At 66.1% G+C, this 22,860-nt stretch carries 17 protein-coding genes and 1 pseudogene; 16 read left to right on the forward strand and 2 right to left on the reverse strand.

The window, feature by feature from the left end:
* Window position 1: 1 nt before the first annotated feature.
* From G7Y85_RS00595 to G7Y85_RS00620, 6 genes and pseudogenes are all read left to right on the forward strand, one after another.
* Window positions 2-199, forward strand: a pseudogene (locus tag G7Y85_RS00595) (SDR family NAD(P)-dependent oxidoreductase); the annotation flags it as partial.
* A 47-nt stretch (window positions 200-246) separates the two neighbouring features.
* Complete coding sequence (locus tag G7Y85_RS00600; RefSeq protein WP_166250678.1) at window positions 247-1,791, forward strand: carboxylesterase family protein; 1,545 nt, start codon at window positions 247-249, stop codon at window positions 1,789-1,791.
* 19 nt (window positions 1,792-1,810) lie between these two features.
* Window positions 1,811-3,229, forward strand: a complete 1,419-nt coding sequence (locus G7Y85_RS00605; protein WP_166250679.1) for an MFS transporter — start codon at window positions 1,811-1,813, stop codon at window positions 3,227-3,229.
* 79 nt (window positions 3,230-3,308) lie between these two features.
* The gene (locus G7Y85_RS00610; RefSeq protein WP_166250680.1) at window positions 3,309-5,852 is read left to right on the forward strand and encodes a beta-mannosidase; all 2,544 of its coding nucleotides are present in this window, start codon (window positions 3,309-3,311) and stop codon (window positions 5,850-5,852) included.
* Window positions 5,849-7,078, forward strand: coding sequence for an AGE family epimerase/isomerase (locus G7Y85_RS00615; RefSeq protein ID WP_166250681.1), 1,230 nt, complete (start codon window positions 5,849-5,851; stop codon window positions 7,076-7,078). The genes G7Y85_RS00610 and G7Y85_RS00615 overlap by 4 nt, the downstream gene beginning before the upstream one ends.
* A complete protein-coding gene (locus tag G7Y85_RS00620; RefSeq protein ID WP_166250682.1) occupies window positions 7,075-7,680 on the forward strand; it encodes a GDSL-type esterase/lipase family protein in 606 nt (201 codons plus the stop codon). The genes G7Y85_RS00615 and G7Y85_RS00620 overlap by 4 nt, the downstream gene beginning before the upstream one ends.
* Window positions 7,681-7,748: 68 nt before the next feature.
* On the opposite strand, the gene G7Y85_RS00625 is transcribed toward G7Y85_RS00620, so the two are convergent.
* Together G7Y85_RS00625 and G7Y85_RS00630 are read right to left on the reverse strand one after the other, a co-directional pair.
* Window positions 7,749-8,465, reverse strand: a complete 717-nt coding sequence (locus tag G7Y85_RS00625) for a riboflavin synthase subunit alpha (RefSeq protein ID WP_166250683.1) — start codon at window positions 8,463-8,465, stop codon at window positions 7,749-7,751.
* Between the two features lie 113 nt (window positions 8,466-8,578).
* Window positions 8,579-9,547: an alpha/beta hydrolase gene (locus G7Y85_RS00630; protein WP_166250684.1), complete on the reverse strand. Its 969-nt coding sequence runs from the start codon at window positions 9,545-9,547 to the stop codon at window positions 8,579-8,581.
* A 218-nt stretch (window positions 9,548-9,765) separates the two neighbouring features.
* Here G7Y85_RS00630 and G7Y85_RS00635 point away from each other — a divergent pair, with 218 nt between their 5' ends.
* The 10 genes from G7Y85_RS00635 (at window position 9,766) to G7Y85_RS00680 (ending at window position 22,846) form a co-directional block, all read left to right on the forward strand.
* Window positions 9,766-12,171, forward strand: a complete 2,406-nt coding sequence (locus tag G7Y85_RS00635) for a TonB-dependent receptor (RefSeq protein ID WP_166250685.1) — start codon at window positions 9,766-9,768, stop codon at window positions 12,169-12,171.
* 129 nt (window positions 12,172-12,300) lie between these two features.
* Entirely contained in the window at window positions 12,301-13,599 is a 1,299-nt protein-coding gene (locus G7Y85_RS00640) for an MFS transporter (RefSeq protein ID WP_206675450.1), read from the forward strand.
* Window positions 13,600-13,602: 3 nt separating this feature from the next.
* Window positions 13,603-14,436 (forward strand): alpha/beta fold hydrolase, encoded by an 834-nt coding sequence (locus G7Y85_RS00645; protein WP_166250686.1) that lies wholly within the window; start codon window positions 13,603-13,605, stop codon window positions 14,434-14,436.
* Window positions 14,437-14,438: 2 nt separating this feature from the next.
* On the forward strand, window positions 14,439-15,233 hold the full coding sequence (locus G7Y85_RS00650; protein ID WP_277817104.1) for a GntR family transcriptional regulator: 795 nt from the start codon (window positions 14,439-14,441) through the stop codon (window positions 15,231-15,233).
* 13 nt (window positions 15,234-15,246) lie between these two features.
* Entirely contained in the window at window positions 15,247-17,193 is a 1,947-nt protein-coding gene (locus G7Y85_RS00655) for a bifunctional 5-dehydro-2-deoxygluconokinase/5-dehydro-2-deoxyphosphogluconate aldolase (RefSeq protein WP_166250687.1), read from the forward strand.
* A gap of 4 nt (window positions 17,194-17,197) precedes the next feature.
* The gene (iolE, locus tag G7Y85_RS00660; protein WP_166250688.1) at window positions 17,198-18,121 is read left to right on the forward strand and encodes a myo-inosose-2 dehydratase; all 924 of its coding nucleotides are present in this window, start codon (window positions 17,198-17,200) and stop codon (window positions 18,119-18,121) included.
* 10 nt (window positions 18,122-18,131) lie between these two features.
* Complete coding sequence (gene iolD / locus G7Y85_RS00665) at window positions 18,132-20,072, forward strand: 3D-(3,5/4)-trihydroxycyclohexane-1,2-dione acylhydrolase (decyclizing) (RefSeq protein ID WP_166250689.1); 1,941 nt, start codon at window positions 18,132-18,134, stop codon at window positions 20,070-20,072.
* Window positions 20,073-20,104: 32 nt separating this feature from the next.
* Window positions 20,105-21,115, forward strand: coding sequence for a Gfo/Idh/MocA family protein (locus G7Y85_RS00670; protein WP_166250690.1), 1,011 nt, complete (start codon window positions 20,105-20,107; stop codon window positions 21,113-21,115).
* Window positions 21,116-21,128: 13 nt separating this feature from the next.
* Complete coding sequence (iolB, locus tag G7Y85_RS00675) at window positions 21,129-21,926, forward strand: 5-deoxy-glucuronate isomerase (protein ID WP_166250691.1); 798 nt, start codon at window positions 21,129-21,131, stop codon at window positions 21,924-21,926.
* A gap of 110 nt (window positions 21,927-22,036) precedes the next feature.
* Entirely contained in the window at window positions 22,037-22,846 is an 810-nt protein-coding gene (locus tag G7Y85_RS00680) for an alpha/beta fold hydrolase (RefSeq protein ID WP_166250692.1), read from the forward strand.
* Window positions 22,847-22,860: the final 14 nt, after the last annotated feature.

Genomic DNA, 22,860 nt, shown 5'->3' on the forward strand with positions numbered 1-22,860 from the left:
AATGAACAACAAGCTCGATGGCAGGGTCGCGCCGATCACCGGCTCCGGCCGCGGCATCGGTCGGGCGACCGCGCTCGAGCTCGCCGAGGAAGGCGCACGCATGGTCGTCAACGACCTCGATGCCGGGCCGGCCGAGGCGGTCGTTCGCGAGATCCGCGATCGCGGCGGCGAGGCCGTGGCCTGCGTCGGCGGCGTCACCGGCATCTGATGAACGGCGCAATTCGAATGCAAACAACGGAAAACGGAATGTCCGAGCTCACCGTGGAGCGCACGACCCGACTCGGGACGCTGCGCGGCATCAGCCGCATCGGCGTCGAAACCTACCGCGGGCTGCGCTTCGCCGAACCGGTGCAACGCTTTCGCGCCGCCACCGTGGCGCGGTCGCCGTGGTCCGGCGTGCGCGATGCCACGCGGCACGCGGCGATGGCGGTGCAACCGGTCGTGACCACCGACGTCTACGGGCGGATTCCCGACGCGCCGTTTTCCGAGGATTGTCTGTTCCTGAACATCCATGTGCCGGCCGCCGCTTCCGCAAGTCCCCGGCCGGTGATCGTCTTCATCCACGGCGGCAGCTTCACGTCCGGCAGTGGCAGTTTCTACGACGGCAGCGCGCTGGCGCTCGGCGCGGACGCGGTGGTTGCCTGCATCAACTACCGGCTCGGCGTATTCGCGGCGCTCGATCTCGACTGGCTGGGCACGCAACGCGACGGCGGCGGCCAGCTCTGGCTCGGCGACCAGATCGTCGCGTTGCGCTGGCTGCGCGAGAACATTGCCGACTACGGCGGCGATCCGGATTGCGTGACGGTCATCGGCGAGTCCGCCGGCGCGGTTTCGGTCGCGGCGCTGTGCGCCGCGCCGCAGGCCGAAGGACTGCTGCATCGCGCGGTCGCCTGCAGCACGGGCTACCTCGTGCGCGAGCCGTCGAAGGATGTGGTCGGTACCATCGCGCGCACGCGGTGCATCGACCGCGCCGCCGCACTCGACTTGCTGAAATCCTGCACGACCGAACAGCTGCTCAAGTTCCAGGGCCGCAAGGGACTCTCGCCGCGACCCGTCGCCAACACGCCGCTGCTGCCGGGAAAGATGGAAGACCTGATCGCGGCGCGCCGGTCGCCGGTGCCGCTGATCGCCGGCTACGCCACCCACGAAGGCGCGTCTCTGGAAATCATGCTGAAACTCGGAACCGGCCTGCCGACGCCGGTGCTGTGGGTCGTCGCCCATCTGATATCGCTCGGCATTGCCGTGCACGGCGCCAAGGGCGAGGCGAACGTCAAGACCTATCTGCGCCGCCTGAAGCGCGCGACGCGCAACCCCGGGTTCGGCAAGACCTTCAACGATCTGGTGTGGACGGACGGATTCCGTCGCGCGGCGGCCGACTATGCCGAGACGACGACGCGCGCCGGCAGCCGCGGCTACCTGTACGTCATGGATGTGCCCATGCGTTTCGCCGGCAAATCGCTGCCGTCGAGCCACGGCATCGATCTGGCGCTGACGTTCAATGTCGGCGACGACCCCGGGCACACCGTGCCGGCCTTCGCCGATCACCCCCGCGCCGACGCCCTGGCGCGGCGCTGGGTGGCGATGCTCGGGCATTTCGCGCGGCACGGAGAACCCGGTCCGTCGCTCGGCGAATGGCCGGTCTACGCGCCGGGCCGACGCGCATCCAAGCGCGTCGACTGCGACGACTGCCGCGTGCAGGACGACGCCGAGGCGCTGTTCCGCGAGGCGGTCTGGGTGCACGCGCCGGAGGCATCGGGCATGCCCGAGCTGCCGGTCTCCGCCACATCCTGAATCGACGGGTCACGTCATCATGCAGATCAGTCACGACAAGCTGTCGTTTCGCACGAAGTTTTCGTACGGGCTCGGCACGCTCGCTTTCGGCATCAAGGACCACGGCTTCAACGTGCTCCTGATGCTCTACTACAACCAGGTCATCGGCCTGCCGGCCGCGTCGGTCGGGCTGATGATCATGCTGGCGATGATCGTCGATGCCGTGGCCGATCCGCTGATCGGGCATCTGTCGGACCGCACCCGCACGCGCTGGGGGCGACGTCACCCGTTCATGTACGGCTCGGCGATTCCGGTGGCCGTGGCCTACTTCCTGCTGTGGCTGCCTCCGCACGGCAGCCAGGCGCTGCAGCTCACGTATCTGCTGATCCTCTCGGTTGCCGTACGGGTCGCGATCAGCTGTTACGAGATTCCCTCGTCGGCGCTGATGTCCGAGTTCTCGTCCGATTACGAGGAGCGCACCAGCCTCTCGACGTACCGCACCGTGTTCTTCGCCCTCGGTACCGTCATCATGTCGCTGCTGGTGTTCAAGGTGTTGCTGCTGCCGACTGCCGAGCAGCCGGTCGGTCAGCTCAATGCCGCCGGGTATGCGCGCTACGCCACGGTCTCGGCGGTGCTGATGGCGTTCGCCATCCTGATTTCGGCACTCGGTACGCACAAGCGGATTCCGACCCTGAGCAAGCCCTTGCCCGTGAGTGAGCACAGCGGCCTGTTCGGTGGCCTGCGCGCCTTGCTGACCGACCGCCCCTACGTCAGCGTGCTGCTTTGCGGCTTCATGTTCGCCGTGGCTGCGGGTCTGGCGGCGACGCTGGGGGTCTACATCTCGACCTACTTCTGGCGCCTCGGCGCAGCCGATCTGGGGACCATCGGTGCCAGCGCCGGCGGCGGCCTGATCCTGGCGCTCGCGATCCTGCAGTTCACGCGCCGGTACAGCAAGAAGCACATCGCCGTGAGTCTGTTTTCCGTTGCCCTGGTGGCCATCGTCCTGCCGGTCGCTCTGGGCTTGCCGGGATGGATGCCGCGGGACCCGGGCCGGCTGGTGCCGATTCTGATCGCCAGCACGCTCGTCACCACTGCCGCCGTGCTCGCCGCCGCGGTGGTCAGCCTGTCGATGGTCGCCGACGTGGCCGATCACCTCGATCTCAAGACCGGCCGGCGCATGGAAGGTCTCATGTTCGCGGCATCGGTGATGGTCAACAAGGCCGTGTCCGGGGTCGGCGTGTTCCTGTCCGGCGTGGTGCTGTCGGCGATCCACTTTCCCGAAAAGGCCGATCCCGCGACCGTCGACCCGGCGATCGTCAATGAAATGACCCTGGTCGCCGCGGTCTGCATGGGCGTGTTCGCGACCCTCGCGATTCTCATCCTGCAGTTCTATCCGATCACGCGCGAGAGCCACCAACGCACGATCGAGGCACTGAAGTTGCGGCGCGCGCCGGCCTGATCCGGCGCCGCCGGAGCGGGCCGAAAAATCCACTGACTGAATCCGGCGTCGCGAGTCCGCGCGCCGATGGCGAGACGACATGCACGACGTACCATCCGACCATTCGCTCACTCACTGGGAGATCCTCGACTGCGATCCCGGCAAGGGACAACCGCAGGCTCTGCAGCGCGGCGGCGCCGGGTGGATCGCCGCGACCGCGCCGGGCGACACCTATCTCGCGCTGCATCAGGCCGGGCGCCTGCCGCATCCGTACGCCGACGGTGGCGAGGCGCAGTGCGCCTGGGTGCGCGATCGCGAATGGTGGTGGCGGACTTCGTTCGAGACTGCCGCAGTCGGCGCGGGTGAGCGCCTGCAACTGTGTTTCGAAGGGCTCGACACCTACGCGACGATCTGGCTCGACGGCGTCGAGATCGCGCGCTCCGACAACATGTTCGTGCCCGTGACGATCGACATGAAAGCGCACGCCAGGGCAGACGGCGTGCACGTGTTGCTGCTGCGATTCGATCCGCCGGCCTTGCGGGTTGCCGACCGCGAGCCGCCGAGCTGGCCGATCGCATCGGAAGCGACGCGGGCCTCGAAGCGGGCGCTGCATCGCAAGGCGCAGTACGGCTGGGGCTGGGACTGGGGCCCCGATCTGCCGACCGTCGGCATCTGGCGGCCGGTGACGCTGCGGCGACGCACGCAGGCCGCGCTCGAAGACCTGCGCTTCTCGACGCTGGCGATCGCGCCGTCGGCGATGGTCGAGATCGAAACATCGATCGCGGTATTCGATGCGTCGCAGCCCGGCGAGCTGACGCTGCGCCTGCTTGCCCCGTCCGGTGCCTGCGTGGCGTCCGAGCGCAAGCCGGTCGCGGCGGACGGGCGAGGCGTGATCACCACGCGCTTCGGGATTGCCGATCCGCAACTCTGGTGGACGCCGGAGCTCGGCGAGGCGCCGCTGTACCGGGTCGACGCCAGCCTGCGCGTCGGCGCGAACGTCGTCGATCGCAAGACGCTCGACGTCGGCCTGCGCACGATCGAACTCGACACGTCGGCCGATCCCGACGAGCCCGGTTGCGACTACTTCCGTTTCATCCTCAACGGCGTGCCGATCTTCTGTCGCGGCATGAACTGGATTCCGGCAAGCGCCTTCATCGGTGCGGTCGAACCCGCAGACTACGAACGATCGCTGCGCGCCGCCGCCGACGCCAACATGAACATGGTGCGCGTCTGGGGCGGGGGCGTATACGAGCCGGATGCGTTCTACCGGATCTGCGATCGCCTCGGTCTGCTGGTCTGGCAGGACTTCATGTTCGCGTGCTCGCCGTATCCGGACGACGATCCGCATTTCACCGCGAGTGTGCAGCATGAAGTCGAGGAACAGGTGCGGCGGCTGCGCAACCATCCGTCGCTGGCGCTGTGGTGTGGCAACAACGAAGGGCAGGTCCTGCACCAGTTCGTCAATCTGCGCACCGGTGGCGACGCGCCGTATCCGGGCGACCGCCTGTTCGAGTCGCTGATTCCGGCCGTGCTGCAGCGTCTCGATCCGGAAACTCCATATCGGCCGGGCAGTCCGTACGGCAAGCCGGTCCACAACAGCATGCGCGCCGGCGACGTCCACAACTGGACGGTCTGGCACGGTGCACCGCCGATTCCGGATGACAAGCCGGTCGGCGCCTTCGGTGTCACCCCGGAGGGCGTGGCCTACATGCGCTACAGCGAAGACCGCGCGCGCTTCGTCAGTGAATTCGGCATCCAGGCTTCGCCGGATCGCGCGACGCTTGAAGCCTGGTCCGGTGAAGGACTGACGCTGGATTCGGATCGCTTTCTCGATCGCATCAAGGATCACCCCAAGGACAAGGTCAACGCGATGCTGGTGACGACCACCGGCCTGCCGACGACGCTGGATCAGTACATCGGCTATACGCAGCTCGTGCAGGCCGAAGGCCTGAAGTTCGGCATCGAGCATTACCGGCGCCGCAAGCCGCATTGCGCCGGCACCCTGATCTGGCAGCACAACGACAGCTGGCCCGGCATCAGCTGGAGCCTCGTCGACTACGAAGGGCGGCCCAAGCCGGCCTGGCACTACGTGAGGCGCGCGTACGCGCCGCTGCTGGCGTCGTTCCGCCAGCGCGACGACGGCAGCGTCGAGCTGTGGCTGAGCAATGACTTCAATCGTCCGGTGACGGTCAAGGCCAGGCTGCGGCTGATGTCGCTGCAGGGCCAGAGCCTGTGGCATGAGGACCTTGCCGGCACGGCGGCGGCCAACAGCTCGGCGATCGTCTGGTCGGCACCGGCGGCACGGCTCGGAACCGGCAATGACCGCGTGCTGCTCGTGCGTTCCGATGATTTCCACGGCAACGAGCTGCTGTTCGCGCCATTCAGGGAACTGGCGCTGCCGGCGCGCGCGCCGGCTTTCGAGGTCAGGTGCCTGGACGACGGCGCGCTCGACATCACGCTGTCGGCGTCCTGCTACCAGCATTTCGTGCAGCTGCGCCTTGCCGCAGCCAAGGCCAGTCTGTCCGACAACTGCTTTGCGATGCATGCCGGCGAACAGCGACGCGTGATCGCCCGCGCCGATCGCCCATTGAGCGCGGACGAGCTGGCGGTCGACTGTTTCAATCTTCGGGAGCAATCGCAATGACGCGCGCCGAACTGCCACCGCAGCCCATGACGTGTCTGAAGGGCGAGATCGAGCGGATCATGTCGTTCTATCACCCGCGCTGCATCGACCCGGCGGGTGGATATTTCCAGTTCTTCAACCCGGACGGCTCGGTGCACGATGCCGGTACCCGGCATCTGGTCAGCAGCGCGCGCATGAGCTTCAACCATGCCGTCGCGTTCGAACATCTGCAGCAGGCGCAGCATGCCGATGCGGTGCGCCACGGCCTGACATTCCTGCGGCGTGCGCATCGCCGGCCGCGGCCCGGCGGTTATGCCTGGATCCTGCGCGATGGCCGCATCCACGATGCAAGCAACCACTGCTACGGCCTGGCGTTCGTGATGCTGGCCTATGCGAAGGCGATGGCGGTCGGCATCGAAGACACGCGCGCCGACCTCGCCGACACCTGGAACCTGCTGGAGGCGCATTTCTGGGAACCGCGGCACGGCCTCTACGCCGACGAAGCGACGGCCGACTGGGTCGTCTCGCCGTATCGTGGCCAGAACGCCAACATGCATCTGTGCGAAGCGTTCATCGCAGCCTGGCGCGCGAGTGGCGAATCGCGTTTTCTGGACCGCGCCGCGCTGCTGGCGCACAACATGGTGCTGCGGCAGGCCGAGCAGTGCCGCGGTCAGATCTGGGAACACTATCGCCGCGACTGGCACATCGACTGGGACTACAACCGCAACGATCGCTCCAACATCTTCCGTCCATGGGGGCTGCAGCCCGGTCATCAGATCGAATGGGCGAAACTGCTGCTGCAGCTGGATCGGCATGCACCCGAGGCCTGGCGTCTCGAACGCGCATGCAGGCTTTTCACGACCGCGGTCGAACTGGCCTGGGACCCGCTGCACGGCGGACTCATCTACGGCTACGACCCGGACGGCAAACCGTACGACTGCGACAAGTACAGCTGGGTGCAGGCCGAAGCGATGACCACGGCCGCGCTGTTGCACGTCCGCACCGGCGAATCGGCGTTCGGCGACTGGCACGAGCGCATCGCCGCGTACTGCCGGCAGAACTTCGTCGATCCGGCGACCGGTTGCTGGTATCGCATCCGCCATCCAGACAACAGCGAAAAACCGGAGCCCGGCGCGTTCTCCGGGCTGACCGACTATCACACGCTGAGCGCCTATTCGGATCTGATCCAGAGCGGATGCGAACCGGCCGGCACCGACATCCCGATCAAGACTGGAGCAAAGCCGTGAAGAGATTGCTGCGCGCGCTGACTGAACGCCTGGGCCGGAAATTCCTCGCGGCGTGCCGAAGCGGCATCGACGTGATCGCGCAAGCGAACGGCGGCGGCGTCGTGTTTCTCGGCGACAGCCTCACGCATCTGGGGCGCTTCGATCTGATGTTCCCACGCACCATGACCCGCAACCTCGGCATCGGCGGCGAATGCAGCCATCACATCCTCGCGCGCCTCGATCCGGTCGTCCGTATCAATCCGGAAAAGCTGTTTCTCCTGATCGGAACCAATGATCTCGGCTCGGACGTGCCGGCGTCCGCAATCGCCGCCAATGTCGGCGCGATTCTCGACCGCCTGAAGCGGGAGCTGCCCGGCTGTACCCTGCATCTGCAAGGCCTCATGCCGCGCCAGAGGAAGTTCGCGCCGCGCATCCAGGCGCTCAACGCGGCATACGAGCGGCTCGCGGCCGAGCGGGGCATTGCCTACATCGACCTCTATCCGTCCTTCGACGACGGCAGCGGCGAGCTGGTGGCCGATTACAGCTACGACAGGCTGCATCTCAGCGGCGCCGGCTACGCGATCTGGCGCGATCTCCTGCGCCCTTTCGTGGAAGCGCCGTAGCGGCGCGTGCAGACGCCGGCGCCGGGCCGGCTGGCCGGCCGGCCGACGCCACCCATGCGTCTGCCCGATCAGGGAAGCCGGGAGATGCGGCCTTCCGGCAATTCGATCAGCTCATCCAGCGTCAGGCCTTTTTCCTGCAGCAGGGCCTCGAGCAGCGGCTGCAGCTTGCCCAGCGATTCACGCACCGTGTCGCGCACGGTGTCGACCACGACCTGCGTGCCTCGTTCGATTTCGATGTTCAGGCTGTCGCCGACCTGCTTGCCGTCCAGCGTCGTGACCCGGCGCGTTTCGGGAATCAGCCAGACCTCGAACCAGCCTTGCCGCTTGTCGCATTCGGATACCGTCAGGCTCGCGCCGTTGACGGCGATATAGCCCTTCGCGAACACGTAGCGACGGAAGGTTTCCGGGATCGCGATTCTCAGCGACTTGTTGCCGCCGGCCTCATTGATGGTTTCGATGACGGCCGAGAAGTCGACATGCCCGGACAGCGGATGACCGCCGATCTCGGCGCCGTCACGCGCCGCGCGTTCGACATTGACGAGGTCGCCCACCGCGTAGCGGCCGAGTGTGGTCACGACCAGGCTTTGCAGCACCACGTCGAAGGCCGCGCGTGTCGGCGAGTGGATGTGCGTGACGGTCAGACAGGTGCCGTCGACCGACACGCTGGCGCCGATCGCCAGGCCCTCGCAGAAGCCGTCGGGAAAATCGAGCACGAAAGAGCGGATGCCGTCGCGATCCTGCACGGACGTGATGCGGGCGACGCCGCCGACGATGCCGGTGAACATGCTGGAGTTCCTGATCGAAAAAATGTGTGGCGCGGCGCCTTGTCTGCCGTGACCGCCGCGTTCACTTTCGCACGAAAATACCGGCGCCGCGATTCGCGCCGGATACGTCGGCCCTAGCGATCGCGGCCGGCGAGAAAAGCCTTGAGCGCGCTCAGGCTGGCCTGCCGCGCCGCCACGGCGATCCTGGCGCTCGGATGATAGTCAAAGCCATGCACGGCGCCGGCAAACACATGCAGCTCGGTCGGCACGCCGTCGCGCATCAGGCGTTTCGCGAATTCCAGATTTTCGTCGACGAAAAGATCCAGCGATCCGGTGCAGATGAATGTCGGTGGCAGACCGCGCAGATGCGCGGCGCGTGCTGCGGCCGCGTACGGCGAGACGGCGTCGCTGCCGGGCGGCACACCGAGCAGGGATGACCAGCCGAAGTGGTTGCTCTCTCGGTTCCAGATGTAGTCGCCACTGTGGGGATGCGGCTCGCTGGCGCTGCAAGTGCGATCGTCGAGCATCGGATACATCATGTGCAGGAACGCCGGCTTGAGTTTTCCGCGATCGCGTGCCGCGAGGCAGAGGCAGGCCGCGAGGCCACCTCCGGCGCTTTCGCCGACCACGCCGATACGCGCCGGATCGACGGACAGCGATGCAGCGTGCTCGACGATCCACGACAGGGCGCTCATGCAGTCGTCAAGATTGCCGGGAAACCGGGTTTCCGGTGCCAGACGATAGTCGACCGACACCACGACGCAGCCCAGCATCGCCGCGAGCTGGCGATGCTGGTTCTGGTGGGCGGCAGCGCCGCCACGAACAAAACCGCCACCGTGGATGTGCAGCAGGCAGCCCATGGCCGCCGTCACCGAGGCGGGCCGATAAACCCGCAAGCCCACCGCGGGAGCGTTGCCGTCGGCCGACGCGTGCTCGATCGTGCAGCGGACATTGTCCGCTGCGGCGGCCGTCTCGATCGGATACTCCGGCATCGGCGCTTCGCGAAGCGCGCCGAGAATGTCCGCGCTGAACGTCGTCGTCGGCAGGGCATCCAGAAGGTCCAGAAGTTCCGGGTCGACCAGGTGCCGGCTGTTGCTGCTCATGATTCAGTCTCCGTCCATATCGGGGTGGCATTCGACACGAGGGTGGCCGTGCCGTGCCTGCCCACCGATCGCGATTGTAATTCGCGATCATATTTGTCAGTATGTCCTAACATAATAATATGTCCTGACAAGACAAGTCGCGGTGAGCGCCGCTGCGGGGCGTGCTTGTCATGCAATGAGACGCTCGCAATTGCCGGACGTCGAGGAGAGATTTGTCGATGAAAACAGAAATGTCCGCAGCACTGCTGCTGCTGCTGGCCGCGACCGCACCGATTGCCGCGCAGGCACAGGGGGCTGGCACCGATCAGGCTCGGCAGGGCGCACCGGCATTGCAGTCGTCGGCAGACCCGAGCGCAAACGCGGCGCCAGACACCGGCACATCGGCGACGATCACGGACGTCGATGCCGGCGAAATCCTGCCGACGCTTCCGGTCCCGCAGACGCCGGACTCCGTGCCGGTCTCGGCCGACGCGCAGCCTGGTGCGAAGATCGAGGAGATCATAGTCACGGCGACCAAGCGCGAGCAGTCGCTCAGGGAGATTCCGGCAAGTATCGCGGTGCTCAAAGGCGACGAGCTGGAGCGCAGCGGTGCCGCGGGCATCGACGACATCGCGCGGCGTGTGCCGGGCCTGAACGTCGCCACCGAGAACGGCGTGCAGCGCGTGACCATTCGTGGCATCTCCGCCGCAAACAACACCAATGCGACGACCGGCACGCTGTTCGGCAACGTCTCGTTTACCGATGCCTATCTGCCGGTGGTCTCGCTGGACCCGCAGCCTTTCGATCTCAAGACGGTGGAGGTCCTGAAGGGGCCACAGGGCACGCTGTTCGGCGCCGGTGCCTTGAACGGCGCGGTCCGCTATGTCCCGGAGCCGGCGATGCTCGGCATGTTCTCGGCGAAGTACTTCGCGCAATACGAGAACGTCGAACACGGTGCCGACGGCGTGACGTACGGCGCGGCGGTCAACCTGCCGATCGGCGACACACTGGCGGTACGCATCGTCGGTTTCGACCGCGCGTCGCCCGGCTGGATCGACAACCTCAGCGCGGGCATCGACGATGCAAATCGCACCAGGCAGAAAGGCCTGCGCACGATGGTCGAGTGGCAGCCTGACGAACTGTGGAACGTCTCGTTGATCTACGGACTGCAGGACACCTCGATCCGGGACGAGCCGCTGACCGACAACCTCGACGGCGAGCTGACGACCCGGGACCGTCCGCGCACCAGCCCGACGGACAAGTCCTATCGACTGGCCGGCGTCAACATCGAGCGCACGTTCGATTGGGCACGACTGGTTTCGGAAACCGACTGGGTCGGCAAGGATTCGCATACCTTCCTCGGCAACACACGCACCTTGCTGCCGTCGTCGCCGGTCGGGTTGCTCGGCGTCCAGGGTGGCGGCAACTCGGATACCTGGAGTCAGGAACTGCGTCTGGTGTCGCCCGACGACACGGACTCGCGCTGGCGCTGGATCGGCGGCGTGTTCGGGTCGCGGCAAAAGATCGACAATGTCGTCGATCTGTTCGCGGGGAATGCCGACATCATCCCGCCGGGGCTGTTCGAGCTGCTCGACGCGGTGCTGCCGCCGCTGGATTCGCTGGTCGACGGCGACGGCGTCCATCTGATCAACCTCAATCCGAAGGTCAAGGTCGAGGAGCTCGCGCTGTTCGGCAGCGTCACGCGCGAACTGGGCGATTCCTGGGAGCTGACCCTGGGCGGACGCCTGTACAAGACCCGCTCGTTCGGCACGAATCTGCAGCGCGGCCTTGTTTTCGCGGCACTCAACGGCAGCCTCGAATACACCGACAAGGGCGGTATCAAGGACACCGGCTTCAATCCGCAGGCATCGCTGAGCTGGCACATTACCGACGACATCCTGAGCTACGTGGCCGTGTCGAAGGGCTTCCGCGTCGGCGGTCTGCAGCCGGGCATCACGCTGCCCACTTCCAGCACGCAGGCGCCGCACACCTTCAAGTCGGACACGATCTGGAATTACGAAGGCGGCGTGCGCACGCAGTGGTTCGATCGCACCCTGAGCGTCGACCTCACCGGCTTCTACATCGACTGGAAGAATCCGCAGCTGCAGCAGCACGACAGCACCTTGAACATCGTCTACCTCGACAACGTCGGCGGTGTCGAAAGCAAGGGGGCCGATTTCGCACTGCAATGGATCACCCCGTTCCGCCTGCAGTTGAGTGCGAACGCCAGCTATGCGAAGACCGTGACGACGAAGGCCTTCCAGAGCGGATCGGGCGAAGTGTCGATGCCGGGTGACGACTGGCCATACGCACCGCGCTGGCAGACCTCGACGACGCTGAGCCTGCCGCTGGAAATCGGCAACTGGCTGCTGTCGAGTTCGGTCACGCACTCCTATATCGGCAAGACGGTCAACGACATCGCCGAACAGATGCCGATCTTCAACTACCAGCAGCTCGACGCGCAGCTCGACCTGCTGAGCAGGAGCTGGACGTGGTTCCCGGAAATCACGCTGACCGTGAACAACATCATGGACAAGCGTGCCGTCGTGACGAGCGTCTCGCAGGGGCTGATCACCCCGGTCTCGCGCGATGTCGCTTATATCCAGCCACGCACTTTCATCCTGCGTTTCGGTGGCTCGTTCTGAGCGACATGAGCGGGAGCGCAGGCAGCTTGCAGCACGCGCTCTTGCCCGCTGTTGAAATCGTCATGCGTATTTGTAAGTATGTCAGGACAAAGTGTCGCCACGGCAATTCCGGGCGGCGTGGGAGGAACATTGAATCCGTCGATCGACACCGACGCATCGGTCGCTGATCTGTCTGCCAGACCCCGGCAGGCAAGGCTTGCGCGCGGTGCGCAGGGTCTGGTCCGGCTGATGATCGGCATGTTGTGCGCGGCTGCCGCCATGACCGCCGGCTTCAACGGCATCCAGCAGGTTCTGGTGCCCGGGCGGATCGAGGCACTGGACCCGGCGGGGAAGGTCGCCACACTCGCGGTACTGACCACACTGGCCGCGCTCGCGTCGATGATCGGTATTCCGCTCGGTGGCGCCCTGTCCGACCGTACGCGTACGCGCTTCGGCAAACGCACGCCGTGGATTGTCGCCCTGTCGGGTCTGTCCGCCGTGCTGATGATGCTGATGAGCGACGGAAACGATCTGATCACGCTGGGTCTCGCGTACGCGTCGCTGTGGCTGATCCTGAACATGTACCAGGGTGCGCTCGTCGCGATCCTGCCGGACCGCGTTCCCGAGGACCGGCGTGGCCTCGCGTCCGCGGTCATCGGTCTGGGCACACCGCTGGGCGCGCTCATTGGCGTCAACACCGCGAGTCATGTCGGCGCCGGCACCAGCTACATCGCACTTGCAGTGTTGCTGGTTGCCGCCAGCCTGGCGCTGGTGCTGCTGGCGCCGGAGGCGTCGTCGCGAACGGCTGCAGTCGGCGTGCCGGAAACGGCGAGGCCGGATCGCCACCTGCTCGGATTCTTCGACGCGTTTCGTTCGCGCGATTTCGCGCTGGCCTTCGCCAGCCGCTTTCTGCTGTGCCTGTCGTACTTCACCGTCAGCGGCTATCTGTACTACACGCTCAGCGATCACATCGGCATCGATCAGATACCGGATCGCAACGTGCCGGTCGCGGTCAGCACCCTGCTGTCGATCAGCGTGCTGGCCTGGGTCGGCATTGCCGCGTTCTGCGGCTGGCTCGCCGACCGCATCGACCGGCGCAAGCTGTTCGTCGGCATTTCCGCCGTCGGGCTCGGCGCGACGATGTTCGTGCCCATCCTCAGTCCGGACTGGAACGGGATGATCATCTACTCGGCATTGGCGGGCGCCTTCATCGGCATCTATTTCGCGGTCGATCTCGCCGTGATGTCGCTGGTGCTGCCGGACCCGAAGCGGGTCGGGCGCGACTTCGGCATCCTCGCCGTCGCGACCGGTCTGCCGCAGATCATGTCCGCAGCGCTGGCCGGCGCGTTGATCGATCATGCCGGCGGCTACAACGCCCTGTACCTGTTCGGTGCATGCTGCGCAGCCGTGGCCGGCGTCACCGCACTCTTCATTCGCAAGGTTCGCTAGAACATGAGTATTGCAAGCACGGCGTCTGGGGCTCGCATCGCCTGGGACGCGTTCGGCGATCCGCGACTGCCGCCCATGGTCCTGATCCAGGGGCTGGGCGCGCAGATGATCGGCTGGCGTCCGGGCTTCTGCGAACGGCTCGCGCGGGAAGGGCTGTACGTGATCCGCTTCGACAATCGCGACGTCGGACAGTCGCAGCGTTATCCGCAGGGCGGCTACACGCTGGCGGCGCTCGCCGATGACACGGCCGCGCTGCTTGATGCCCTGGCGATGGAATCGGCGCACATCGTCGGCCAGTCGATGGGCGGCATCGTCGCCCAGCTGCTCTGGCAGCGACACCCGCAGCGACTGCGCTCGCTCGGTCTGATCTACACCGCGACGTCCAAGCGCCATGCGCGTGGCATCGATGCAATTGCCGCGCGCGAGGCGCGCAAGCCGCCCACCACGCGCGAGGCGTACGCCGCCTACTATCTTGAAGGCGAAGCCATCTGCGCGTCGCCGGGATATCCGCAGGACCTGGCGTGGCTCACCGAACTCGGCGGCCGGATCTGGGATCGTGGCTGGGATGCGAGCGGCGGCGAGCGGCAGATGCAGGCGGTGTTGGCACAGGACGACCTCGACGACAACGCGCGCAGCATCCGCCTGGCCTGCACGATCATCGCCGGCGATGGCGACCAGTTGGTCGATCCCGCCGCATCGACCGAACTGCATCGCTTGATTCCCGGCTCGACGCTCCGGATATTCCCGGGCATGGGACATGAATTGCCGCAGCCCCTGTGGGGCGACATCGCCGGCCTGCTCGCTGCCAGCGCGCGCGCCGCATCAGCAGGAGCCTGAGTTTGCCGACATCAGCCAAAACCGCAGCGGTGGCCGAAGCAGTGGCCGAGTATGCCTTGCCGACCGCGTTGTTTCTGAGCGTCGATAGAGCCGGGCCGGTACCGCTCTATCACCAGGTCGCGAACTGCATCGAAGCAGCGATCGTCGATGGACGCGTACCGCGCGGCGCGCGCATCGACAACGAGATCGCGCTTGCCGGACGCCTGCGACTTTCGCGGCCGACGATCCGTCAGGCGATACAGGCGCTGGTCGACAAGGGATTGCTGGTCCGGCGTCGCGGCATCGGCACCCAGGTCGTGCGCGGCGGCGTGACGCGCAAGCTGGAACTGACCTCGCTGCATGAGGATCTGCGCTCGGCGGCGCGCGCACCAAGTACGCGCGTGCTCGATCATCGCCACGGCCGCGCCGACGAGGCGATCGCCGGCCATCTCGGCGTACCGGTCGGCGCGCCGGTCCTGCATATCCGTCGTCTGCGACTGGCCGACGAGGTGCCGCTCGCAATCCTCGAGAACGTCCTGCCGTCGGCGTTCGCGGACATCAGCCGCAGCGATCTCGAACGCTTCGGTCTGTATCAGCTGCTCGGTGCGCGCGGCGTCGACATGCGTGTCGCCAGACAGCGCATCGGGGCACGAATCGCGACCGCGGAGGAATCGCGGATACTCGACGTCGAGCGTCGTTCCGCGGTGCTGACGATGGAGCGCGTTGCCTTCGACAGCGATGGCCACGCCGTCGAGTTCGGTCATCACGCCTATCGTCCGGACCTGTATTCGTTCGAAGTCACGCTGGTCGGCAAGTAGGAACGAGTCGGCAATGACGGATTCCGTTTCTCCTGCAACCGACGCGCGTGCGCTGGATCTCATCTGCCTCGGTCGGCTGGCGGTCGATCTCTATGCGCAGCAGCTCGGTGCGCGGCTGGAAGACGTCGACAGCTTCGCCAAGTATCTCGGTGGTTCGTCGGCGAACGTCGCGTTCGGCAGTGCGCGTCTGGGCCTTCGGTCCGCGATGCTCAGCCGGGTCGGTGACGACCACATGGGGCGATTCCTGGTCGAAACCCTGCGCAAGGAGGGTTGCGATACCCGCGGCATCGCGGTGGACGCCGAGCGGCTGACCGCGCTGGTACTGCTCGGCATCAAGGATCGCAGCACGTTTCCACTGCTGTTCTATCGCGAGAATTGCGCCGACATGGCGCTGACGGCCGACGACATCGACGAGGCCTATGTCGCGTCGAGCCACGCGCTGCTGATCACCGGCACGCACTTTTCGGCGGCAGGTGTCTACGCCGCCAGCATGCGGGCACTGGAATACGCTGCGCGACACGGCGTGCAGCGCATTCTCGATATCGATTACCGGCCGGTGCTCTGGGGTCTCACCGGCAAGGCCGACGGCGAGACGCGTTTCATCGCCAGTGCGGAAGTCAGCCGTCATCTGCAGAGCATCCTGCCGCACTTCGATCTGATCGTCGGTACCGAGGAAGAGTTCGCGATCGCCGGCGGCAATGCGGACCTCGCGCAGTCTCTGGCGAACGTCCGTCGGCACACCGACGCGGTGCTGGTCGTGAAGCTGGGGGCACAAGGCTGCATGGTGTTGCGCGGCGAGATTCCGGCGAGCCTGTCGAGCGTGCCGAAGCACAGCGGCCGGCGCGTCGAGGTCCTGAATGTGCTCGGTGCCGGCGACGCGTTCATGGCCGGCTTCCTGAGCGGCTGGTTGCGCGGCGAATCCGAGACGCGCTGCTGCGAACTCGGCAATGCCTGTGGCGCGCTCGTCGTGTCGCGCCATGGCTGCGCACCGGCGATGCCGACACCGGCGGAACTCGATTATTTTCTCGGCAGCAAGCAGGCCATTGTCCGTCCCGATCAGGACCCGCATCTCAATCGCCTGCACCGTGCCGGCGTCGGTCGCAAAGCATGGGGACCGCTGTTCATTTTCGCGTTCGATCATCGCCAGCAGTTCTTCGAGCTTGCGCAGCAGGCCGGCTGCGATATCGAGCGCGTTCCGCAACTCAAGCGCCTGTTCGTCGACGCCGTGCGCCAGACGCAGGCGTCGCTGAGAGAGCAGGGACAGGCCGGCGATGTCGGCATCCTCGCCGACGACAGCCACGGTCTGGACGTGCTCAACGCCGTCACCGGGCGCGGCTGGTGGATCGGACGCCCGGTGGAAATGCAGTTTTCGCGGCCACTGCTGTTCGAAACCGGCCGCTCGATCGGCAGTGCGCTGCTGCAATGGCCGCGCGAGCACATCGTCAAGTGCCTGGTGCAATACCACCCGGACGATCCGCCGCTGCTGAGACTGGAGCAGGAAGCGCAGATCAAGGCACTGTACGAGGCGACGCAGGGCAGCGGCCATGAACTGCTGATCGAGCTGATTCCGCCGAAGATCGAAGCCTCGACCGACGAGAACGTGCTGCTGCGCGCGATCAAGCGGTTCTACAACCTCGGCATCCATCCGGACTGGTGGAAGCTGGAGTCGCAGACGCGCGAAGTCTGGCAGCAGATCGATGCCCTGATTCAGGCGCGGGACCCTTGCTGCCGGGGCGTCGTGTTGCTGGGACGCAACGCGCCGCTCGACGAACTCGGGCAGGGCTTCGCCGACGCAAGCGGAATTCCCGTGTGCAAGGGCTTCGCGGTCGGCCGCAGCATCTTCCAGGAGCCGAGCCGCGCGTGGCTGGCAGGGCAGATCGACGACGCGACACTGACGGCCCGCATTCGCAATGCGTTCGAGTCGCTGATCCACGCCTGGCTGCAGGCCGCGCGGAGCTGAGCCGATGCCGACCATCACGCACGACGACGCGATCAGGATCGGCATCAATCCGATTTCCTGGAGCAACGACGATCTGCCGGCACTCGGCGGCGAGACGCCGTTGGCGACGGCCTTGAGCGAGGGTGCGCGCATCGGCTATCGCGGCTTCGAACTCAACGGCAAATTTCCGCCGGATTCGGCCGGCGTCGGTCGCGTGCTCGCCGAACACGGCCTGCAACTCGTCTCCGGCTGGTACTCCGGCGAGCTGGCCACGCGCAGCGCAGAAGACGAGATCGCGGCGATTGCATCCCACGTCCGCAAGATGGCGGACAACGGCGCCGACCGGCTCGTCTACGGTGAAGTGGCGAATGCCATCCAGGGCAAGCGCGTTCCGCTTCTGCAACGACCGCGGTTTCACACCGACGCGGCGTGGCGAACCTATGCAGGAAAGCTCGACCGCCTGGCCGCCTACACGGCCTCGCAGGGCGTCAAGCTCTGCTATCACCACCACATGGGCGCTTACATCGAATCACCGGCTGATATCGATCGCCTGATGGCGCTGACGACTGATGACGTCGGCCTGCTGTTTGATTCGGGGCATTGCTGTCTGGGCGGCGGCGACCCGCTCACGGTGCTCAGCCGGCACATCGATCGGGTCGCGCACGTGCATTTCAAGGACGTGCGGCGCGACGTGGCGGCAATGGCGAGAAACGCGCAGTGGAGCTTTCCGGATTGCATCGTCAACGGCGCCTTCACCGTGCCCGGCGACGGCGACCTCGATTTCGCGGCAATGCTGGAGGTTCTGATCCGTCACGACTACCGCGGCTGGCTGGTGGTCGAAGCGGAGCAGGATCCCGCGGTCGCGCCGAGCTACCTTTACGCCAGGAAGGGCTTCGACACCGTGCAGCGCCTGCTGCATGCGGCGCGGGCCCGGATTGCCTCGAGCTGAGGGACGCGACATGACGAGCACGATCCGCCTGACGATGGCGCAAGCGCTGGTGAAGTTCATGGATGCGCAGTATCTGTCCGTGGACGGTGTCGAGAGCCGCCTGATCAAGGGCGTGTTCACGATCTTCGGGCACGGCAATGTGCTGGGCATCGGCCAGGCCCTGCAGCAGGACCCGGGCGGCCTGATCGTGCATCAGGGTCGCAACGAGCAGGGCATGGCGCACGCCGCCATCGGCTACGCCAAGCAGATGCGGCGGCGCCAGATCTATGCCTGCACATCGTCGGTCGGCCCCGGCGCGGCGAACATGGTGACGGCGGCGGCCACCGCGACTGCCAATCGCATTCCCGTTCTGTTGCTGCCGGGCGATGTCTACGCCTCGCGGCAACCCGATCCGGTGCTGCAGCAGATCGAGCAGCCACACAATCTGTCGATCAGCACCAACGACGCGTTTCGCCCGGTCAGCCGATACTGGGATCGCATCACCCGGCCCGAGCAGATCATGAGCGCCGTGATCAACGCGATGCGCGTGCTGACCGATCCTGCCGGAACCGGTGCGGTCACGTTGTGCCTGCCGCAGGACGTGCAGGCCGAGAGCTGGGACTATCCGGACTATTTCTTCGCCAGACGCGTGCATCGTCTCGATCGGCGCATCCCGGTGCCCGCGGCGATCGACGAAGCGGTCGCGCTGCTGCGTTCGAAGAACAGACCGCTGCTGATCTGCGGCGGCGGTGTGCGCTACTCGGACGCCGCCGAGGCGCTGCAGGAATTCGCCGAGCGTTTCGCCATTCCGTTCGCGGAGACCCAGGCCGGCAAGAGTGCGCTGGTGTCGGCCCACCCGCTGAATCTCGGCGGCATCGGCGAAACCGGCGGGCCCGCCGCCAACGAGATTGCGAAGCAGGCCGATGTCGTGATCGGCGTCGGTACGCGCTACAGCGATTTCACGACCAGTTCGAAGTGGCTGTTCCAGAACCCGGACGTGCGCTTCATCAACCTCAATGTCAGCAGCTTCGATGCCGGCAAGCTCGACGGCGTGCCGCTGGTCGCCGACGCGAAGCTCGCGCTCGAAGCGCTGCATGCTGCGCTGGCAGCCACCGGATACCGCAACGAATGGGGTGATGTTCCAGCGCAGGCGCAGACCCGCATGGCCGCCGAGATCGATCGTGTCCACGCGATCGAGTACGGCGGCGCGGATTTCGTGCCGGAAGTCGACGACGGACTCGATCGTGCCGCACTCGAGGACTACAGCCGGCTGACCGGTTCGCGGCTCGCGCAAAGCCAGGTACTGGGCGTGCTCAATCGGCTCCTGCCGGCTGATGCGGTCATCGTCGCGGCGGCCGGCAGTCTGCCGGGCGATCTGCAGCGAATCTGGCGCAGCAGGTGCAGCGAGACTTATCACGTCGAATACGGATATTCCTGCATGGGTTACGAGATCAACGCAGCGCTCGGCGTGAAGCTCGCGCAGCCGGCGCGCGAGGTCTTCGCGCTGGTCGGCGACGGCTCCTACCAGATGCTGCATTCCGAGCTGGTCACGTCGATTCAGGAACGCAGGAAGATCAACGTGCTGCTGTTCGACAACATGGGCTTCGGCTGCATCAACAATCTGCAGATCGGCAACGGCATGGACAGTTTCGGCACCGAGTTCCGCTTTCGCGACGAACGCGGAGGACAGCTCGATGGTGCCTACATGCCGATCGATTACGCCGCCGGTGCCGCGGCCTACGGCTGCAAGACCTATCGCGTCACGAGTGTCGACGAACTGCGCGACGCGCTCGCCGATGCGGCGATGCAGACGGTGTCGACGCTGATCGACATCAAGGTGCTGCCCAAGACCATGGTGCACGGGTACGCGTCGTGGTGGCGTTGCGGCGTCGCCGAGACCTCCGGCAGTCAGCGGACCGCCGAAGCGCATGCGCGCATGCAGACGCAGCTGCGCCGCGCCCGGCCTTATTGAGCCATCCATCAGTCCATGAGCATCGACATTCCATGACACTCAAGCTCGGCGTCATCGGTGCCGGCGCGATCGGCCAGGACCACATCCGGCGTTGCATGCAGACGCTGTCCGGCAGCCGCATCACGGCCGTCAACGACATCAACCCCGACAATGCCGGTAGCGCGGTAGCGCGGTACGCCGCCGATGCGAGGATCTTCGATGACCCGCATGCGCTGATCCGGTCGGATGATGTCGATGCCGTGATCGTGACGTCCTGGGGTGCCACGCACGAGGCGTTCGTGCTCGCGACGATCGCCGCGGGAAAACCGGTGTTCTGCGAAAAGCCGCTCGCCACTACCGCCGAGGCCTGCCGACGCATCGTCGAGGCCGAGATGAAACACGGCAGGCGTCTCGTCCAGGTCGGCTTCATGCGCCCGTACGACGCCGGTTATCGGGCGCTCAAGGCGACGCTGGACAGCGGCCGGATCGGCGAGCCCCTGATGCTGCATTGCGCACACCGCAATCCGCGCGTCGGCAAGAACTACACGACCGACATGGCCATTACCGACACGCTGATCCACGAGCTGCATGTGCTGCGCTGGATGCTGGACGACGACTATGTCTCGGCGCAGGTGCTCTATCCGCGCAAGTCTGGCAAGGCGCTCGAGCACCTGCGCGATCCGCAGATCGTGCTGCTGGAGACGGCGAGGGGAACGCGCATCGACGTGGAAATCTTCGTCAACTGCCAGTACGGCTACGACGTTCAGTGCGAAGTGATCGGCGAGCTCGGCATCGCCAGACTGCCGGAGCCGTCCGCCGTGCCGCTGCGCAGCGAGGCAGCACGCTCGGAGGCCATCCTCATGGACTGGAAGGAACGTTTCATCGGCGCCTACGACGTCGAGCTGCAGGACTTCATCGATGGCGTCCGTGCGGGTGTCCTGCGTGGTCCGGATGCCTGGTCCGGCTATTGCGCGGCGGTGGCGGCCGATGCCTGCGTTGCCGCGCAGACAAGCGGCGCGGTGACGCCGATCTCGCTGCCCGCCGCGCCGGCGTTCTACCGCTGAGCGGAGCATCGTCATGAGCCTTCTCGTCAAGGCCGCGCGCAGCGGCCGGAAGATCGTCGAAGTCACGCCGGCGTCGGCGAAGTGGCAGCACGTCGGTTTCGCGGCGTTCCGTTTCGAGCCCGGCGAGCGCATGACGTTCGCGGCCAGCGACCGCGAGCGGTGTCTGGTCGTGCTGCAGGGCAGGCTGGACATCGCGGCCGGCGCCGCAGCCTGGTCTGAAGTCGGCCGGCGCGACAGCGTGTTCGACGACGTGCCGCCGCATGCCGTGTATGTACCGCCCGGCCTGTCGGTGACAGTCGGCGCGCATGGCCATGCCGAGCTGGCGATTGCCAGTGCGCCCGGCCGGGGCAGCGCACGCGGGCCGCGCCTGATCGGCCCCGACGACATGACACGTTCGGTACGCGGCAAGGGCAGCAATACCCGCTACATCTGCGACATCCTGCCGCAGACCGCGGCGGCCGACAGCCTGCTGGTGGTCGAGGTGCGCACGCCGGCCGGCCATTCGTCGAGCTATCCGCCGCACAAGCACGATCGGGACCTGATTCCCGAAGAGAGCGTGCTCGAGGAAACCTACTACCACCGGATCAATCCGCCGCAGGGTTTCGCATTCCAGCGCGTCTATACCGACGATCGCGAGCTGGACGAGACCATGAGCGTGGAGGATCACGACGTGGTGATGGTGCCACGCGGATACCACCCGGTCGTGATGCCGCACGGCTACGACGGCTACTACCTCAATGTCATGGCCGGCCCGCGGCGGCAATGGCATTTCCGGAACGATCCGGCGCACGAGTGGATGCTCGAGGATTGAAGCTGTACGTCGTGCGATGGCCGGCATGACGACGGGACCGGTCCGGACGGTCCGGATGCCTGCGGTCCGTCATGGAAATCCGGGAACACAAAATTTAAGGAGAAATGGCGATGACGATCATGCAGGACCCCGAATGGTATGAAGCGGGCAGTGGTACACCGTTGGTGCTGGTGCATGGCTTCACCGTGTCGTGGCGCATCTGGAAACCGGTCCTGCCGCTGCTGGAAAAGCATCATCGCGTCATCGCGCCGACGCTGCCGGGCCACGTCGGCGGACTGCCGCTGAAGGAACGCGCCAGCCCGCTGAGCATCGCCCGCGCGCTTGCCGAACAACTGCGCGAACGCGGTATCGGCGATGCCCACTTCGCCGGTCAGTCGCTGGGTGGCTGGATGGTGTTTGAAATGGCCCGCTTCGGCCTCGCGCGCTCCGCGCTGGGACTGTGCTCGGCCGGCGCCTGGCGCGATCCGGCGGTGATCGAGAAATTCGTGCGCGACGGCAGGTCGGCGCTCAGGTTGCTGCCGTATCTCGCGCCCGTCATGAAGCTCGCGGTGAATTTCACGCCCCTGCGCAGACTGGCGCTGGCCAGGGAAATGCAGCACGGCGATCGCATGGAGGTCGAGGACGCCCGAGAGCATTTCGCCCGATTTTCGAAAATGACGATCCTCGAAGAGTTCCTCGACGAGAAGCTCGAACCGCTGCAGCCCCTGCCGGCCGACAACAAGGTGCCGCTCCGCGTCGTCTGGGGCGCCAGGGATCGCATCCTGCCGTTCGACGACTTCGGTCAACCGCTGCTCGACGTGCTCGGTCTGGACGCCTGCACGGTGCTCGAAGACTGCGGCCACAATCCCATGTTCGACGACCCGCAGCGCGTCGCGAACGAGATCCTCGACTTCACGCGTGAGGTTGAAAGCGGCCGGTAGAATCCAAGGCCGAC

Source organism: Solimonas terrae (genome assembly GCF_011067135.1).
Lineage (GTDB): Bacteria > Pseudomonadota > Gammaproteobacteria > Nevskiales > Nevskiaceae > Solimonas > Solimonas terrae.

Bases quoted from the DNA above. Each gene is read 5' to 3' on its own strand.
- G7Y85_RS00615 (WP_166250681.1), top strand. From the start codon at position 5,849: ATGACGCGCGCCGAACTGCCACCGCAGCCCATGACGTGTCTGAAGGGC.
- G7Y85_RS00635 (WP_166250685.1), top strand. From the start codon at position 9,766: ATGAAAACAGAAATGTCCGCAGCACTGCTGCTGCTGCTGGCCGCGACC.
- iolE (WP_166250688.1), top strand. From the start codon at position 17,198: ATGCCGACCATCACGCACGACGACGCGATCAGGATCGGCATCAATCCG.
- G7Y85_RS00655 (WP_166250687.1), top strand. From the start codon at position 15,247: ATGACGGATTCCGTTTCTCCTGCAACCGACGCGCGTGCGCTGGATCTC.
- G7Y85_RS00600 (WP_166250678.1), top strand. From the start codon at position 247: ATGTCCGAGCTCACCGTGGAGCGCACGACCCGACTCGGGACGCTGCGC.
- G7Y85_RS00605 (WP_166250679.1), top strand. From the start codon at position 1,811: ATGCAGATCAGTCACGACAAGCTGTCGTTTCGCACGAAGTTTTCGTAC.
- G7Y85_RS00630 (WP_166250684.1), bottom strand. From the start codon at position 9,547: ATGAGCAGCAACAGCCGGCACCTGGTCGACCCGGAACTTCTGGACCTT.
- G7Y85_RS00680 (WP_166250692.1), top strand. From the start codon at position 22,037: ATGACGATCATGCAGGACCCCGAATGGTATGAAGCGGGCAGTGGTACA.
- G7Y85_RS00625 (WP_166250683.1), bottom strand. From the start codon at position 8,465: ATGTTCACCGGCATCGTCGGCGGCGTCGCCCGCATCACGTCCGTGCAG.
- iolD (WP_166250689.1), top strand. From the start codon at position 18,132: ATGACGAGCACGATCCGCCTGACGATGGCGCAAGCGCTGGTGAAGTTC.
- G7Y85_RS00645 (WP_166250686.1), top strand. From the start codon at position 13,603: ATGAGTATTGCAAGCACGGCGTCTGGGGCTCGCATCGCCTGGGACGCG.
- G7Y85_RS00610 (WP_166250680.1), top strand. From the start codon at position 3,309: ATGCACGACGTACCATCCGACCATTCGCTCACTCACTGGGAGATCCTC.
- iolB (WP_166250691.1), top strand. From the start codon at position 21,129: ATGAGCCTTCTCGTCAAGGCCGCGCGCAGCGGCCGGAAGATCGTCGAA.
- G7Y85_RS00670 (WP_166250690.1), top strand. From the start codon at position 20,105: ATGACACTCAAGCTCGGCGTCATCGGTGCCGGCGCGATCGGCCAGGAC.